Here is a 15,120-nt window from a genome sequence, read left to right on the forward strand (position 1 = left end):
TATTTTAATGAAAAATAAAACAATATTAACATTTGCAATTATAGTTTTTAGTTTTGCGTTAAGTTTCGCTCAACAATTACCACAATTCTCGCAATATATGTTTAATACTATATCTATAAATCCTGCTTATGCAGGAAGTAGAGAGACTTTAAGTGTTGTTGGTTTACACAGAAGTCAATGGGTAGGATTAGAAGGTGGTCCTAGTACACAAACACTGTCTATTCATTCTCCAATGAAAAACGAAAAAGTTGGATTAGGGCTTTCTATAATTAATGACCAATTAGGATATGAAAATTTCATATTTGTTTATGGTGATTTTTCATATACCATACAAACAGGAGAGAAAACAAAATTAGCATTTGGATTAAAAGCAGGTTTCACTCACTATAGCTTAGATAATATTGGTTTTTTAAATGAAGAAGAAGTTTATTCAGATCCTTTTTTTAGTGATGTTAGCAGCCGTTGGAACCCAAATGTAGGTGTTGGTTTATTTTGGCACACTAATAAATGGTACGTAGGTTTATCTGCTCCAAGAATATTAAATACAGATTATAATTTAGCAAATAAAGTAGATAACGTAGATTACGTCGCATTAGAACGTGTTGGCTATTATTTAACTGGAGGTTATGTATTTAATTTAAGTGAAAATACTAAACTAAAACCAGCTGTATTAGCCAAAGTAGTTAATGGCGCACCACTTTCTTTCGATATTAACGCAAATCTATTATTTTATGAAAAACTTTGGCTTGGTGCCGGTTACCGCTATAATCAAGATACAACTACACTAGGAGCTTTAGTAGATTTTCAAATAGACAAACAATTAAGAATTGGTTATACTTACGAATATTTTCTTTCAGACTTAAGACCATATACAAGTGGAACACACGAAATTATACTTATGTATGAGCTCTTTAAACCTCAAAAACGTATAAAATCTCCAAGATATTTTTAAATGAAAAAAATACTATTCATACTAACTTTTATATCAATATCTGCTCTTGGTAGTGCACAAGTAAAAGTTGCAGATAACTTTTTTAGAGACTATGCTTATTATCAAGCAACAGAACTTTATTTAGAAGTACTAAAAAAAGGAGATACTACAGAACATGTTTTAACAAGACTTGGTGATTGCTATTACAACAACTCTAATGTTAAAATGGCTAGTTACTGGTATAAAAAAGCAGTTACAAAATATAATGATGTAAATCCAGAATACATTTATAAGTACATACAAACACTAAGAAGTTTAAATCAATTTTCAGAATCTAAAAAATGGACGCAAGTTTTTAAAGAAAGAAAGAAAAATGATAAACGTGTAAAACAAGAAGAAGATTTTGATATAGAAAAATTTGAAGCATTAGAAAATACAGAACGTGTTTATGTAGATTTTAAAAATTTAGATTTAAACACAGAATATTCAGACTTTGGAAGTTTTGAAATTGATAACAAACTATACTTCGCCTCTACTAGAGTAAGAGATACTATTATAGATGAAAAATTAATATATCAATGGAATAAAGAACCTTTTCTAAATATATATCAAGCCGAAGTTAAAATTGAAGATTCAAAACAAGTAATTAGTGATCCAGTAGAAATTAATTCTAACAGTATAAACTCTGCTTTTCACGAAGCTTCTGTTACTATAACTAATGATGGGAAAACAATTTATTTTACAAGAGATAATTTAAATAAAAAAGGAAAAAAAGTAACCTACGATAAAAAGGGCACATCAAACTTAAGAATTTTTAGAGCCAAATTAGAAAATGATAAATGGAGTAAACCTGAAGATTTACCATTTAATGGAGACGATTTTTCTAATGGTTCACCTGCACTGAGTCCAGATAATAATACATTATATTTTGTTTCAGATCGTGAAGATGGTTTTGGGCAAACAGACTTATACAAAATAAAAATAAATAAAGATGGTACCTTTGGTGAACCAAAAAACTTAGGTTCTAAAATTAATACTGAAGGACGAGAAAACTTTCCATTTATAGCGAAAGACTCTACTCTATATTTTTCATCTGATGCCCATTTAAACTTAGGTCTATTAGATATTTTTGAATCTAATATTTTAAAAAAGGATACTACAGACGTTTATATTAAAAACTTAGGAGCTCCATTTAATAGTGGGTTTGATGATTTTGCTTTTTTTATAAATTCTGATACTAAAACAGGCTATTTTTCATCAAACAGAGATGGTGGAAATGGTGGAGATGATATTTATTCATTTGGAAAATACGAATGTAAACAGACTATTACTGGTATAACAAGAAATAAACTCTCTAACGAACCACTGCCTAAAACTGTTGTAAAACTTATGGACGAATCTGGTAAAGTTATAGAAATGGTAACGTCTGACGAAAATGGGTTTTATGAATTTAAAGATGTTGCTTGTAATTCTAAATTTGTAGTATTAGCAGAGAAAGTTATTTATAGGCCAGACCAAAGAGATATTAAAACATCTGAGGTGAATGCCGAAGAAACTCAAGTTGATTTATTTTTAACACCATTAATTGTTGACAGTGAAATTGTAATAAACCCAATTTTCTTTGATTACGATAAATCTAACATACGACCAGATGCAGCATACGAACTAGAAAATATTGTAGTTGTTATGCGAGAACATCCTAATATGGTAATTAAAATTGAATCTCATACAGATAGTAGAGGAAGAGATAAATACAATGAAAAACTCTCGGACAGAAGAGCAAAATCAACCAGAGATTATTTATTCTCTAGAGGAATTGCCAAAGATAGAATAGAGAGTGCAATTGGTTATGGTGAATCTCAATTACTAAATAAATGTTCTAATGGTGTTAAATGTAGTGAAGAAGAGCACCAGAAAAATAGACGTTCTAAATTTATTATAACAAGTGGTTATTCAAAATAATAAATTTAATGGTTTTAAATAAACTATTAACTAAATAATATAGATAAAACCTCTACTCTAGATAAAGACTTTTAAAACGGCTTAAAATGATTAAACTAGTTGTTTTATAAACAATTTATAGACTAAATAATCTATTAAAATTAATTAATAAAAAAAGCATCTAAAATTAGATGCTTTTTTTTATATATAAACCTGAATAGGTAGCTGTTATTTGTTTATAAAAATATTTGTGTAGTACCACTTGCCCTCATCGTTTTGTTCAGCAGATACTTCAAAATTTGTAAAGTCGCCTTCTATATTAGCTTTATGTCCTTCACTGTTTAACCAGGCATCTACAACAGATCGTGCATTAGTAAAACCATAAGCTACATTTTCTGTTACTGTTTTTGCACCTGCATTATTAATTAAATAAGCTTTTCTAGAATAAAAATTATCATGAGACACATTGTTTGTCTCTACCATATAATCTGAATGAGAAAATGCCTGACCTTTTATAGCATCCATAGGAGCTAAACTATTAAAGCCATTTGCTATTCTATACTCATTAATAAGTTCTAAAATTTCTATTTCAATTGTTTTAGATTCAGGAATGACTACAAACTCTTTTTCATTAGAAAACTCTTCTGAAGAATCACTTGAACAAGATGTAGATGTAACTAAAATTAATGCAATAAAAAGTAGGTTAAGTACAGTTTTCATAAGGTTACAATTTTGGGGGCATGTAAATATAACCAGAGAGAAACTTACAAAATGTTAAAGAAATGTTAAAATCGATGAAAAACGTGCATTTCATCGAAAAACTATGTTTTTAATCGTTAAAATTGATTTTTTCGAGTTTTGAAAACACTTATTGTCGTTGTAAAATGCTTTTAAACGATTGAGCTATGGTGCTAATCTATTTTTGTTCCAATCTTGATTTTTAGCTTGTTTATATAAAATTCTATCATGTAAACGGTTTGCTCTTCCTTGCCAAAATTCAATTTCTATAGGTTCTATAATAAATCCTCCCCAATAATCTGGTCTGTCAATGGGTTTATTGTTATATTTATTTTTTAAAACTTCAAGAGTACTATCCAAAATGGCTCTACTTTGTACTGGCTCACTTTGATTAGAAGCTACAGCTCCTAGCCTACTTCCTCTAGGTCTGGAATTAAAATAATTATCGCTAATAGTTTTATCTACTTTCTTTGCATTTCCTTTTATAATAATTTGTCTTTCAGCTTCAGCCCAAAAAAATGAAATACAAACTTTTGAGTCGTTTAATATCGCTTTTCCTTTATCACTATTGTAATTGGTAAAAAAAACAAATCCTTTTTCATTATAACTTTTTAAAAGAACAACTCTGTTTTTTGGAAAACCATCTAAACCTAAAGTAGAAAGTGTCATTGCATTTGCTTCAATGTCTGGGAAATTAGTATCAATATCTTTAAACCATTTTTCGAATAGATTTAATGGATTATCTGGCGTATCTTCAAGTAATAATTCACCTTTTTCGTAAGATTTTCTATAGTTTGATAAGTCTTTATTCATGGATCATGTACCTAAGTTAAAATTTAATATATTTTACAGTTTATAATCATTTTAATATATTTAATAAAGTTAAATATATTAAAATGATTATAGGTCAAGTTTTATTAAGTAGTATTTTAATTATAACTGGTTATTTTGTTAGTAAGTATCCTAATTTAATTGCAGGATATAATACTATGTCTAAAAAAGAGAAACAAAAAGTAAATATAAAAAATTTACAAAATTTTCTACAATGGTTATTAATTGGTTTAGGTGTATTTTCTCTAATATTCTATTTTATATTAGACATTATTAATATCCCAAGTGAGCGTATTATATCAATAAACTCTTTAATAATTGTTATTACAGTAATTATTGCTTTGGTATATGTTAATACACATAAAAAGTTTAAAAACTAAAGGTTAAACACCTTTCCATCGTCTGCTAATTCTACGTTATCAAAATACTCTTTTGCTTCTGTTTTAAACATATTCAAGTTATCATATCTAGTAGAGTAATGTCCTAATATCAATTTACCTGCATTAGCTAACTGTGCTATTTTTGCAGCTTCTTTAGCTGTACTATGTTTTGTTTTTGGTGCTAAATGAGCATGTTGTTCTAGAAAGGTAGACTCATGATAAATAACATCTATATTTTTTATTAATGGCACAATAGCTTCGTTATATGCTGTATCACTACAAAAGGCATAACTTTTAGGCTTTTCTGGCGGAAATGTTACTGTTTCATTTTTTACAAGATCTCCTTTTTTGTTTTCAACATTAAAACCTTGTTTTAACTTTCTATAATATGCTACCTCAATATCTTCATTTAGTACAGCATTCATGTCTAATTTGCGTTCACCAGGCTTTTCTTTAAACAGAAACCCGTTGGTATACACTCTATGATCTAACGGTATAGTACTAACTTGGACTTTATCGTCTTCAAAGAGAACTTGAGATTCTAAACTAGTTAATTCATGAAATATAAGCTTATAATTGGTCCATGACTTACTTAATTTCATTTGAAGCGTTATAACCTCTTTTATCCCTTTAGGGCCATAGATATGAAGATCTGCTTCTCTAGTCAACAATCTAAATGTTGAAATTAAACCTACTAAACCAAAAAAATGGTCACCGTGTAAATGGGAAATAAATATGTGTTTAATACGATTAAACTTAATTTTATGTTTTCTAAGTTGTACTTGTGTACCTTCTCCACAATCTATTAAAAAAATATGGTTTTTAATCTCTAAAACTTGAGCTGTAGGATTTGTAAATGTACGTGGTGTTGCACTATAGCAACCAAGAATATTTAATTTCATTAGAAGCCTAAATCTCGTTCCATTTCTTCCATTTCAATAATATCGTAAGCTTCTTGTAATGTAGGTACCACTACAATTTCATATGGAGTTTCGTTTGCATTTATAGCATTTGTTACAATTACAAAAGATTGTTTTGCTGCACGATGTTTATTAGAAAGTCTTAAAAATTCAATAATATCTTCTAAGGCAATTTTCCCTAAAGCAGATAATTTTACTATTATATTATGTTTTTGAAACTTTGGGTATAATGCTTCTATTTTTTTCACTAATTCAACAACTGTTGCTTTTTCTTGTGTTATAATAGAAATATTTTCCTGTTGATCTATAATCATAATCTATTGTTTTATTTTTGAAGCTAATAAATATATTACAGCCATTCTTACAGCAACACCATTTTGTACTTGATCCAGAATTATAGCTTGTTTAGAATCTGCAACATCACTAGTTATTTCAACTCCTCTATTTATTGGTCCTGGATGCATGATTGTTATTTCTTTATTGAGCGAATCTAGTAACTCTTTATTAACTCCAAATTGTTGTGTATATTCTCGTGTAGATGGAAAATAACTAATTTCCATACGTTCGTTTTGTACACGTAGCATATTTGCAACGTCACACCATTCTAACGCTTTGCGCAAGTTTGTTTCTACTTTTACACCCAAATCTGCAATATATTTTGGTAAAAGTGTTTTAGGACCGCAAACCATAACATTTGCACCTTGTAATTTTAAAGCGTATATATTTGATAAAGCCACGCGACTATGCAAAATATCTCCTACAATTACTACATTTTTTCCTGCTACATCTCCTAATTTTTCTCTTATAGAATACGAGTCTAAAAGGGCTTGTGTTGGATGTTCGTGTGCGCCATCGCCGGCATTAATTATATTAGCTTTTACATGTTTAGATAAAAACACACCAGCACCTGGATTAGGATGCCGCATTACTACCATATCTACTTTCATAGATAATATATTATTTACAGTATCTATTAAAGTTTCTCCTTTTTTAACAGAGGATTGTCCTGCTGAAAAATTAATAACATCGGCAGATAATCGTTTTTCTGCTAACTCGAAAGAAAGTTTTGTTCTGGTTGAGTTTTCAAAAAATAAATTTGCGATAGTAATATCGCGGAGAGATGGTACTTTTTTTATTGGCCTATTAATCACTTCTTTAAAATGATCGGCTGTTTCAAAAATAAGTTGAATATCTTTTTCTTGAAGGTACTTAATTCCTAATAAGTGATCAACACTTAACTCGCTCATGTTTTTATACTTCAGTTGGCAGTCTTCAAGTGCCAGTTTTTATTTTATAAGTTATCTTTTTTGTTATAAAGAGTTTACCTGTTTTTACCTAAACAAGTATTTATTTCTTATTTATAACTTTAACTATTAATTAAATAAACTGCATCTTCTCCTTCGTTTTCTTCCCAGTTTACTTTTACTTTTTCTTTATTTATGGCATCTACTTGTCTACCTCGATAGTTAGGTTGTATTGGTAAATGCCTACTAAAACGTCTATCTATAAGTGTTAATAGTTCTATTTCTGTTGGTCTTCCAAAAGATTGAATTGCTGTTAAAGCTGCACGTATGCTTCTTCCTGTATAGAGTACATCGTCTATAAATACTACTTTTTTATTTTCTACTACAAAATTAATATTAGTAGTATTTGCTTCGTGAATTTTATCTCCACGCCTAAAATCATCTCTATAAAATGTAATGTCTAAATGCCCTAATTTTAGGTCTTTTATATTGTATTCGGTTTTAAGCATATTGGCTAATCTATTAGCCAAAAATTTACCTCTAGGTTGTATGCCTATTAATACTGTATTAGAAAAATCTTTATGATTTTCAATTAATTGGCAAGCCAATCTATGAAGAATGATATTTATGGTTTTAGCATTAAGTAATACTTTGTGACTCATATTGATTTTCAAACGGATTTGATGAACAAAGTTAAGCTAAAAAATTAGTGTTTGCAATGGCTATTAAAATTTATATTTTTAAAGTTCTTGTATAGATTTACCATATAAAAAAGCCTCACATTTCTGTGAGGCTTTTAGATATTTATTGGATAAGATTCCTTTTTACAAAGGAATGAATATTACTTCTTCCCGTCCATTTTATCTTTAAGAGCTTGTAAAGCGTCGTTAGCGTCACCTAAAGTTGGTTTAGCTTCAGCAGCTTGAGATGCTTGCTTAGCTTGTGCAGCTTTTACGTTTGCCATTTCTTCTTCTCTAAAGATTGCAGTATGCGATGCTACTACTCTCTTAAACTCTTTGTTAAATTCAATGATTTTGAATTCTGCAGAATCACCTTTCTTTAATTTCTTACCGTCTTCTTTTTCAAGGTGACGAGAAGGAACAAATGCTACGATGTCTTCATTAAATTCAATAGTTGCTCCTTTGTCTACAACTTCAGCAATTTCTGCTGTATGTGTAGTTCCTAAAGCAAATTCAGTTTCATACTTATCCCAAGGATTTTCAGTTGTCTGTTTGTGACCTAAAGATAATTTACGTCCTTCAACATCTAACTCAAGTACTACTACATCTAACTTATCTCCTACGTTACAGAACTCTGATGGGTGTTTAATTTTCTTAGTCCAAGATAAATCTGAGATGTAAATTAATCCATCAATACCTTCTTCTAATTCTACAAAAACTCCAAAGTTTGTAAAGTTACGTACAATACCAGTGTGCTTAGAACCTACTGGGTATTTAGTTGTAATATCTGTCCATGGATCTTGCGATAATTGCTTGATACCAAGAGACATTTTTCTATCTTCTCTATCTAAAGTTAAAATTTGTGCTTCTATTTCGTCTCCAACGTTAACAAAATCGTTAGCAGAACGTAAGTGAGTAGACCAAGACATTTCAGAAACGTGAACTAAACCTTCAACACCTTCTGCAACTTCGATAAATGCACCGTAATCTGCGATTACAACTACTTTACCTTTTACTTTATCTCCAACAGAAACTTCTTCTCCTAAAGCATCCCAAGGATGTTTAGATAATTGTTTAAGACCTAATTGGATTCTTGATTTGTTTTCATCAAAATCAAGGATTACAACATTTAATTTCTGGTCTAACTCAACAATCTCGTTTGGATGGTTAATTCTTGACCAAGATAAATCTGTGATATGAACTAAACCATCAACACCACCAAGATCGATAAATACACCGTATGAAGTAATGTTTTTAACTACACCTTCTAATACTTGACCTTTTTCTAATTGACCAATGATTTCTTTCTTTTGCTCTTCGATATCTGCCTCAATAAGAGCTTTATGAGAAACTACTACGTTTTTGAATTCGTGGTTGATTTTCACAACTTTAAATTCCATAGTTTTGTTTACGTATTGATCGTAATCTCTAATTGGTTTAACATCAATTTGAGAACCTGGTAAGAATGCTTCAATTCCAAAAACATCTACAATCATACCACCTTTTGTTCTACACTTAACGAAACCATTAACGATTTCACCTGTATCATGTGCATTATTTACACGATCCCAAGCTTTAATAACACGTGCTTTTCTGTGAGATAATACTAATTGTCCTGTTGCATCTTCACGCACATCAATTAATACTTCTACTTTGTCTCCAACTTTTAAATCTGGATTGTAACGAAATTCGTTTAAAGAAATTACACCTTCAGATTTTGCGTTGATGTCGATAATAGCATCACGATCTGTCATGTGTACTACTTCTCCTTCTACTACTTCGTCATCTAATGTATCTACGAAATTTTCAGATACTAACTTTTCAAATTCTTTTAATTGAGAATCTTCAACCTCATCGATACCTTCTTGGTAGTTGTGCCAGTTAAAGTCTGCTAAGAATTTTTCAGGGTTTGCTTGTGCTTCAGATACTACTGGAGCTTCTTTTTTTGCTGTTGCAGCGTCTTGAGCTTCAACTTCTGCTTGTTTTGCTTTTTCAGCCATTGCAGATAATAATTTGTATTCTGTTATGTTTAATAAGAAATAATGCGCTAACACACAGAAGTGTTTAAAATAAAATTGTTTAATCCCTTTTATTTCTTACTTGCGCTAAAAAGGAGTGCAAAAATACTACTTTTTAGTTATATTACCTAATACAATTTAAAAAGTTTAATATTACTGATTATCAAGAAAATATACTTCAAAATTGGTTATGTCTTTTTTATAAATTCTATCGATAATTATGTAAATAATCGATTAAATAGATCACTTTATCTAATTTTAGTTTAATTTTTTACAAATTGGAAATTGAATATCCTTTTTAAATTGATTAATTACTATCTTTAATACAGTAAGAATAACATTAAAAACAAAACAATTATGGTAAAAGCAAAATATCAAGGTGTACTTGATTTAGGCGAAAAATTAAACATTCAAAACGGTGACGTTTCTGAAACTAATGGTGTATTAACAGTTAAAGGTACTGCTGCTACACAATATGAAAAGAATTTACTTTGGGATGAAATTAAAGCAGCTGGTGGTGAAAACCCAAGCGATATTGTTGCAGATATAAAAGTTGAAGATACTAGCGTTTTTGCTAGACATACAGTAAAAAGTGGTGAAACTTTAGGTGGTATTGCTAAGCAGTATTATGGTAATGCTAGTAAATACAATACTATTTTTGAAGCTAACACTAATATTTTAAAAAACCCAGATGTTATACACCCAGATCAAGAATTAGTAATCCCGAATTTGTAGGGATTAATAGCGAATTTCTTTTTTAAAAGCGAGTTAACTTTGGTTGACTCGCTTTTTGTTTTGTTATTTTAAATTTTTAAAAGTCATGTTTACAAGTTGTAATACTTTTTCAAACTGCTCTTTTAAAGATAAATCGCTATTATCTATTTCTATAGCGTCGTCTGCTTTACGTAATGGTGAATCTTCGCGATGCGAATCTATATAATCACGTTCTTGTACATTTCTTAATACGTCTTCATATTTAACATCATCACCTCTTTCTATTAACTCATTGTAACGACGTGTTGCTCTTTTTTCGGCAGAAGCTATCATAAATAATTTTAGTTCTGCATAAGGGAATACCACTGTACCAATATCTCTACCATCCATAACAACACCTTTGTCTTTTCCCATTTGTTGCTGTTGTTTTACTAACTGGTAACGAACTTCTGGTATTGCTGCAACTTTACTTACAAAACTAGATACTTCTAAAGTTCTTATTTCTCTTTCTATGTTTTCACCGTTTAAGTATACCTCGGCAAAACCTAAGTCTTTATTAAATTTAAAAGTAATATTTATAGCTCCTAATTTTTCTACTAAGCCATTAACATTAAAATCTTCTTTTGAAATATAACCGTTGCGCATAGTAAATAAAGTTACTGCGCGATACATGGCGCCTGTATCTACATAAATGTATCCTAAGTGTTTTGCTAATTGTTTAGCGACTGTACTTTTTCCTGTTGACGAAAAACCGTCTATAGCTATTGTTATTTTTTGCATGTGATATATTGTGCTGCAAAAGTAATTATAATATTCAAGCATAAAAAAACTCAAATCTTAATTATAAAATTTGAGTTTTTTTGTTTCACTTTTAATATTTAAATTTAAAAATTATTATTTGCAACTGTTAGAGATTTCAACTTTAGCTATATAGTAATTTTTACTAAACGTTTTTATACATTCGTCTGTTTTACTATTATACCACAATTTATAAGTAACATTCCTGTCTTGGAATGTTTTAGTATTACCAAAACCACTTTGTTCTATACTTGTATATACTGCTTTAGACTTTAAGCCTTTATATTTACTATTGTAAACATTAGTATTATTACAATTATTAGAGTTTTCTGTTTTAACAATGTAAAAATTTCTACTAAATGTTTTTAAACATTCACCCGTTTTGCTATTATACCATAACTTATAAGTTACATTTCCTTCTTGAAATGTTTTGCTATTAGCGTAGCCATTTTGCTCTAAAGTTACATATGCTGCTTTAGATTTCATACCAGAGATATCACTTATAGAAAAAGAATTATTTACACTTGTAACTGTTGTTGTATTTGTTTGAGTGGTTGAAATAGTTGGTGTTGATGTAGTTGAAACTGTATTGTTATTTAAATTATCTATTGAGCCAAGTCCTGTATTGGTATTACCTCCACAATTATTAGAGTTTTCAACTTTTACTATATAAAAGTTTCTACTATAGGTTTTTACACATTGTCCTGTTTTACTATTATACCAAAGCTTATAAGTTACATTTCCTTCTTGAAATGTTTTTGTGTTTCCAAATCCATTTTGCTCTAAAGTAGTATAACCCGCTTTAGATTTCATTTTACTTAATTCACTAATATTGTAAGGATTATTCGCTGAAGTGTTTTTACCTTTGCAACTAGTAGAATTCTCTACTCTAGCAATGTAAAAGTTTTTACTATAAGTTTTTATACATTGCCCGCTAACACTATTGTACCAAAGTTTATAGGTTACATCATCTTCTTGAAAAGTTTTACTATTGCCAAAATTATTTTGTTCTAAAGTAACATATGCTGCTTTAGATTTCATTCCATTTAATTGGCTTACGTCAAGTAGGTTTGTGTTAGACTGAGATTGAGAAGAATACGTCACTGCTAAAACAATGACTAAAAAAATATTTTTGAGTTGTAGACACTTCATTTTTTTTATATTTTGGTTTGTATTAACAATATAAAAAAATTTAACTTAAAATTTTAAGCTAAATGTAACTTATCTCAAATCTATTTGTAGCCCAAAAAAGTTTGAATTTGCTGCACTTGTATATTTTGCATGTGTATAACTAAAACGGAGTTTGTTTAGTTTTACTGAAAAACCTGCCGAAATACCAGAAAAATTACGCTGTTCTTCTATTCGAAGTTCTTCTCCACGTCTAAAACTGTAACCCAATCTAATATTAAAACCTTTATCTGGAAACAGCTCTGCTCCTACTATAGTATGACGAATAACTTGAGCTAAAAACCCTACTTTCTCTGGTGTTATATTACCTTCTAAATCTGTAGTTGCTCTTGCTGGATTTTCTAAGCCTATTGGCCATTGTTGTAAATTCTCGAAAGTTAAATGCCAACGTAATGGTACATTTTCTAAAGTTTGAGACAAACCTAAATCTATCTCTAATGGTAAACGCTCTCTATTACCTGCGTAGGTTGTAATTTGTGTTCCTAAATTTCTAACTACTAATGTGCCTTGAAATTCTAAACGCTCGTCTATATACAACAAACCTAAATCTGCAGCAATACCAAAAGAATTGTATTGCTCTAATGTAGATGTAATAAGTTTTACATTTGCTCCTGCATAAAAATCGCTATATCCTATTTGTTTAGCATAACCAACAGACAATGCAGCTTCAGATCCTGTAAAAGTACCTGTTGAAATTCCGTTTTCATCATAACCATCAAAATCACCATAATTTACATAAGTCATTCCGGCATGTATGGTTTGTGTTCTTCTATCCCAAGTATAAGCGTATGCTGCAGTACCATAACTAATACCTCCTAAATAACTGGTATAATTTAAAGCAAATTGATTATCCATTTCTATATTAATAGTTGATGGATTATAAAGTGCTTGAGTAACATCCCAATCTACATTGGTAAGTACTTTTCCTCCTAGGGCAGCTTGCCTTGGAGAATTAACCAAGTTAAGAAACTGATAAGTAGATTGTCCTCCTAATTGCGCAAAGCAAAAGGTGCTGAATAATAGTGTGCAGGTTAGGACAGTTTTTTTAAGCATGAAGTTGCAAAGTAACTAAATCTATCTTAAAACGTATATATGTATTTTTTATTTTTATGAAAGAAAAATATTATAGAATTATTTAAGCATTAGTACTTGACCAATACTTATAATATTATTTTGCAAACCGTTTAATTCTTTTAAATAAGAAACTGATATATTATTACTTTTAGCTATACTATAAAGCGTATCTCCCTTAACAACAGTATGTGTGTTTTTATTTACAATTATTCTTGAAGTAGAATAACCTATAGCTAGTTTTTGATCAACTTTTAAATAATTAGAACTTAAATTATTTACACTTTTAATTTGTGCTATACTTATATCGTATTTTTTTGATATAGAATATAGTGTTTCTCCTTTTTGTACAACATGCAAACCTGGCGTTTTATCTATAGTTTTATTTAGAGATCCATCTATAAATTTATAATCGCCAGTAGTAATATTTAATTTTGCTGGTTTATTATCTATTAAAACGTCTACAACGTTGTCTTGAGAAAATGCAGCGAGTGATAAAGACAGAAAAGCTACAGTAAGTACTTTTTTCATTTATTTATTATGAGATGTTTTATTGTTTAGCTATTGGCTTAACCTTGAGTTTTTGCCCAACGCTAATATTATTATTTTTTAAAGCATTTAATCTTTTAATCTCAACTACAGTCATACCGTGTTGTTTTGCAATACTCCATAAAGAGTTCCCTTTTTCAACAGTATAGAAGCTAACTTTAGACTCGGTTTTCTCACGTGTTATTTTAGACTTGCTTTCAGCTTGTTCCTTTTTTGTATTACGAACTTCTTCTATAATTCTTGCTGCTTTTTCTGCAGTAGTTTCTTTATGTATTGTAACTTCTTCTTCAGTATTATTTTCAAAAACCATTAATTTTTTGCCATTATCTTCTTTAATATTGGCTTTAGGTTCTTCAACAATAGTTTCGTTAATTAAGGTTTCTGTTTCTTCTACTAACGGTTCTTCAACATCACTTTTAGTAGCTTCAGTCTCTTCAAGTTCGGCTTCTAGTGCTGCCATTTCACTTTTTAAACGTGCTAAACGCTCTTTTTTAGTTTCGGTAGTTTCATTTACTACTTTATTAGTTACCTCCGAATTGGCCTCGACATCTAAAATTGGATTTTTTACGCTTTTTTTAACTTTATAAACCTTTTGATTTGGTTTTTCTTGGCTAGTTTTAGTTTTAACGAGTTTTTTTTCAATCTCTTCCATTGGTGGTGGTGGCGCTAATGCACCTGGAGATTCACCTGGAGGTAGTTTTGCTATTATACGCTCTTCACCAGAAGTACCAATTACTGGACTACTTGATTTTAAAAGTATTTTAGATTCTATTTTTAATTTTGCACCTGGTTTTAAGTTTAAAGCGCTTGCTTTGTTACTTTGTTTTAATTGAGCTACAGTTGTATTATTCTTTTTTGCTATAGCAAATAGTGTTTCTCCTTTTTTTACTTCGTGATATATTGTTTCTGTATAAACCACGCCACTAGGCGTGGTTTTTAAATGCTCTGCATTGGTCTCTTTATGCGCTCGATAAGTATATTCTCCTGTTTTAGTAGAAATAAAAGCTTCCTTACCTTCTACTTCTATTGGAATAAACTCTTCTGCAATTTCGGTTGTGTCTTGAGCATAAATGCTTAAGCTTAGTAAACCAAATAATCCCAATACAATTTTTTTCAT

At 29.7% G+C, this 15,120-nt stretch carries 16 protein-coding genes; 4 read left to right on the top strand and 12 right to left on the bottom strand.

What is annotated here, in order from left to right:
* The first annotated feature begins 7 nt into the window (after positions 1 to 7).
* Complete coding sequence (locus LACAL_RS13300; protein WP_013871275.1) at positions 8 to 952, top strand: type IX secretion system membrane protein PorP/SprF; 945 nt, start codon at positions 8 to 10, stop codon at positions 950 to 952.
* Positions 953 to 2,893, top strand: coding sequence for an OmpA family protein (locus LACAL_RS13305; protein WP_013871276.1), 1,941 nt, complete (start codon positions 953 to 955; stop codon positions 2,891 to 2,893).
* A 207-nt stretch (positions 2,894 to 3,100) separates the two neighbouring features.
* Here LACAL_RS13305 and LACAL_RS13310 read toward each other — a convergent pair whose 3' ends face one another.
* Positions 3,101 to 3,592 (bottom strand): CAP domain-containing protein, encoded by a 492-nt coding sequence (locus LACAL_RS13310; protein ID WP_013871277.1) that lies wholly within the window; start codon positions 3,590 to 3,592, stop codon positions 3,101 to 3,103.
* 183 nt (positions 3,593 to 3,775) lie between these two features.
* Positions 3,776 to 4,423 (bottom strand): pyridoxamine 5'-phosphate oxidase, encoded by a 648-nt coding sequence (gene pdxH, locus LACAL_RS13315; protein WP_013871278.1) that lies wholly within the window; start codon positions 4,421 to 4,423, stop codon positions 3,776 to 3,778.
* Between the two features lie 83 nt (positions 4,424 to 4,506).
* Between pdxH and LACAL_RS13320 the strand changes: the two genes are divergently transcribed.
* Entirely contained in the window at positions 4,507 to 4,821 is a 315-nt protein-coding gene (locus LACAL_RS13320) for a DUF3784 domain-containing protein (protein WP_013871279.1), read from the top strand.
* On the opposite strand, the gene LACAL_RS13325 is transcribed toward LACAL_RS13320, so the two are convergent.
* The 5 genes from LACAL_RS13325 to rpsA form a co-directional block, all read right to left on the bottom strand.
* Positions 4,818 to 5,723 (bottom strand): ribonuclease Z, encoded by a 906-nt coding sequence (locus tag LACAL_RS13325; RefSeq protein ID WP_013871280.1) that lies wholly within the window; start codon positions 5,721 to 5,723, stop codon positions 4,818 to 4,820. The two genes, LACAL_RS13320 and LACAL_RS13325, sit on opposite strands and share 4 nt — an antisense overlap.
* On the bottom strand, positions 5,723 to 6,055 hold the full coding sequence (locus LACAL_RS13330; protein ID WP_013871281.1) for a hypothetical protein: 333 nt from the start codon (positions 6,053 to 6,055) through the stop codon (positions 5,723 to 5,725). Before LACAL_RS13330 ends, LACAL_RS13325 begins: the two co-directional genes overlap by 1 nt.
* A 3-nt stretch (positions 6,056 to 6,058) precedes the next feature.
* Complete coding sequence (locus tag LACAL_RS13335) at positions 6,059 to 6,988, bottom strand: aspartate carbamoyltransferase catalytic subunit (RefSeq protein ID WP_013871282.1); 930 nt, start codon at positions 6,986 to 6,988, stop codon at positions 6,059 to 6,061.
* A 119-nt stretch (positions 6,989 to 7,107) separates the two neighbouring features.
* Positions 7,108 to 7,647, bottom strand: coding sequence for a bifunctional pyr operon transcriptional regulator/uracil phosphoribosyltransferase PyrR (gene pyrR / locus LACAL_RS13340; protein ID WP_013871283.1), 540 nt, complete (start codon positions 7,645 to 7,647; stop codon positions 7,108 to 7,110).
* Between the two features lie 179 nt (positions 7,648 to 7,826).
* Positions 7,827 to 9,665: a 30S ribosomal protein S1 gene (rpsA, locus tag LACAL_RS13345; protein WP_041302028.1), complete on the bottom strand. Its 1,839-nt coding sequence runs from the start codon at positions 9,663 to 9,665 to the stop codon at positions 7,827 to 7,829.
* A 375-nt stretch (positions 9,666 to 10,040) separates the two neighbouring features.
* On the opposite strand from rpsA, the gene LACAL_RS13350 reads away from it, so the two are divergent.
* Positions 10,041 to 10,418, top strand: coding sequence for a LysM peptidoglycan-binding domain-containing protein (locus LACAL_RS13350; RefSeq protein WP_013871285.1), 378 nt, complete (start codon positions 10,041 to 10,043; stop codon positions 10,416 to 10,418).
* A gap of 63 nt (positions 10,419 to 10,481) precedes the next feature.
* Here the strand turns inward: LACAL_RS13350 and cmk are convergent, their stop codons facing one another.
* The 5 genes from cmk to LACAL_RS13375 all read right to left on the bottom strand — a co-directional run bounded on the left by cmk (position 10,482) and on the right by LACAL_RS13375 (position 15,120).
* A complete protein-coding gene (gene cmk, locus LACAL_RS13355; protein ID WP_041301555.1) occupies positions 10,482 to 11,177 on the bottom strand; it encodes a (d)CMP kinase in 696 nt (231 codons plus the stop codon).
* A 114-nt stretch (positions 11,178 to 11,291) separates the two neighbouring features.
* The gene (locus LACAL_RS13360) at positions 11,292 to 12,347 is read right to left on the bottom strand and encodes a hypothetical protein (protein WP_013871287.1); all 1,056 of its coding nucleotides are present in this window, start codon (positions 12,345 to 12,347) and stop codon (positions 11,292 to 11,294) included.
* Between the two features lie 69 nt (positions 12,348 to 12,416).
* Entirely contained in the window at positions 12,417 to 13,436 is a 1,020-nt protein-coding gene (gene porQ / locus LACAL_RS13365; RefSeq protein ID WP_013871288.1) for a type IX secretion system protein PorQ, read from the bottom strand.
* A 78-nt stretch (positions 13,437 to 13,514) separates the two neighbouring features.
* A complete protein-coding gene (locus LACAL_RS15580; RefSeq protein WP_013871289.1) occupies positions 13,515 to 13,985 on the bottom strand; it encodes a LysM peptidoglycan-binding domain-containing protein in 471 nt (156 codons plus the stop codon).
* Positions 13,986 to 14,004: 19 nt separating this feature from the next.
* Positions 14,005 to 15,120, bottom strand: a complete 1,116-nt coding sequence (locus LACAL_RS13375) for a LysM peptidoglycan-binding domain-containing protein (RefSeq protein ID WP_013871290.1) — start codon at positions 15,118 to 15,120, stop codon at positions 14,005 to 14,007.

The sequence above is a fragment of the Lacinutrix sp. 5H-3-7-4 genome, from assembly GCF_000211855.2.
Taxonomy (GTDB): domain Bacteria; phylum Bacteroidota; class Bacteroidia; order Flavobacteriales; family Flavobacteriaceae; genus Lacinutrix.

Coding starts and splice junctions, on each gene's coding strand:
- LACAL_RS13300 (WP_013871275.1), top strand. CDS start 8: ATGAAAAATAAAACAATATTAACATTTGCAATTATAGTTTTTAGTTTT.
- LACAL_RS13305 (WP_013871276.1), top strand. CDS start 953: ATGAAAAAAATACTATTCATACTAACTTTTATATCAATATCTGCTCTT.
- LACAL_RS13310 (WP_013871277.1), bottom strand. CDS start 3,592: ATGAAAACTGTACTTAACCTACTTTTTATTGCATTAATTTTAGTTACA.
- pdxH (WP_013871278.1), bottom strand. CDS start 4,423: ATGAATAAAGACTTATCAAACTATAGAAAATCTTACGAAAAAGGTGAA.
- LACAL_RS13320 (WP_013871279.1), top strand. CDS start 4,507: ATGATTATAGGTCAAGTTTTATTAAGTAGTATTTTAATTATAACTGGT.
- LACAL_RS13325 (WP_013871280.1), bottom strand. CDS start 5,723: ATGAAATTAAATATTCTTGGTTGCTATAGTGCAACACCACGTACATTT.
- LACAL_RS13330 (WP_013871281.1), bottom strand. CDS start 6,055: ATGATTATAGATCAACAGGAAAATATTTCTATTATAACACAAGAAAAA.
- LACAL_RS13335 (WP_013871282.1), bottom strand. CDS start 6,988: ATGAGCGAGTTAAGTGTTGATCACTTATTAGGAATTAAGTACCTTCAA.
- pyrR (WP_013871283.1), bottom strand. CDS start 7,647: ATGAGTCACAAAGTATTACTTAATGCTAAAACCATAAATATCATTCTT.
- rpsA (WP_041302028.1), bottom strand. CDS start 9,665: ATGGCTGAAAAAGCAAAACAAGCAGAAGTTGAAGCTCAAGACGCTGCA.
- LACAL_RS13350 (WP_013871285.1), top strand. CDS start 10,041: ATGGTAAAAGCAAAATATCAAGGTGTACTTGATTTAGGCGAAAAATTA.
- cmk (WP_041301555.1), bottom strand. CDS start 11,177: ATGCAAAAAATAACAATAGCTATAGACGGTTTTTCGTCAACAGGAAAA.
- LACAL_RS13360 (WP_013871287.1), bottom strand. CDS start 12,347: ATGAAGTGTCTACAACTCAAAAATATTTTTTTAGTCATTGTTTTAGCA.
- porQ (WP_013871288.1), bottom strand. CDS start 13,436: ATGCTTAAAAAAACTGTCCTAACCTGCACACTATTATTCAGCACCTTT.
- LACAL_RS15580 (WP_013871289.1), bottom strand. CDS start 13,985: ATGAAAAAAGTACTTACTGTAGCTTTTCTGTCTTTATCACTCGCTGCA.
- LACAL_RS13375 (WP_013871290.1), bottom strand. CDS start 15,120: ATGAAAAAAATTGTATTGGGATTATTTGGTTTACTAAGCTTAAGCATT.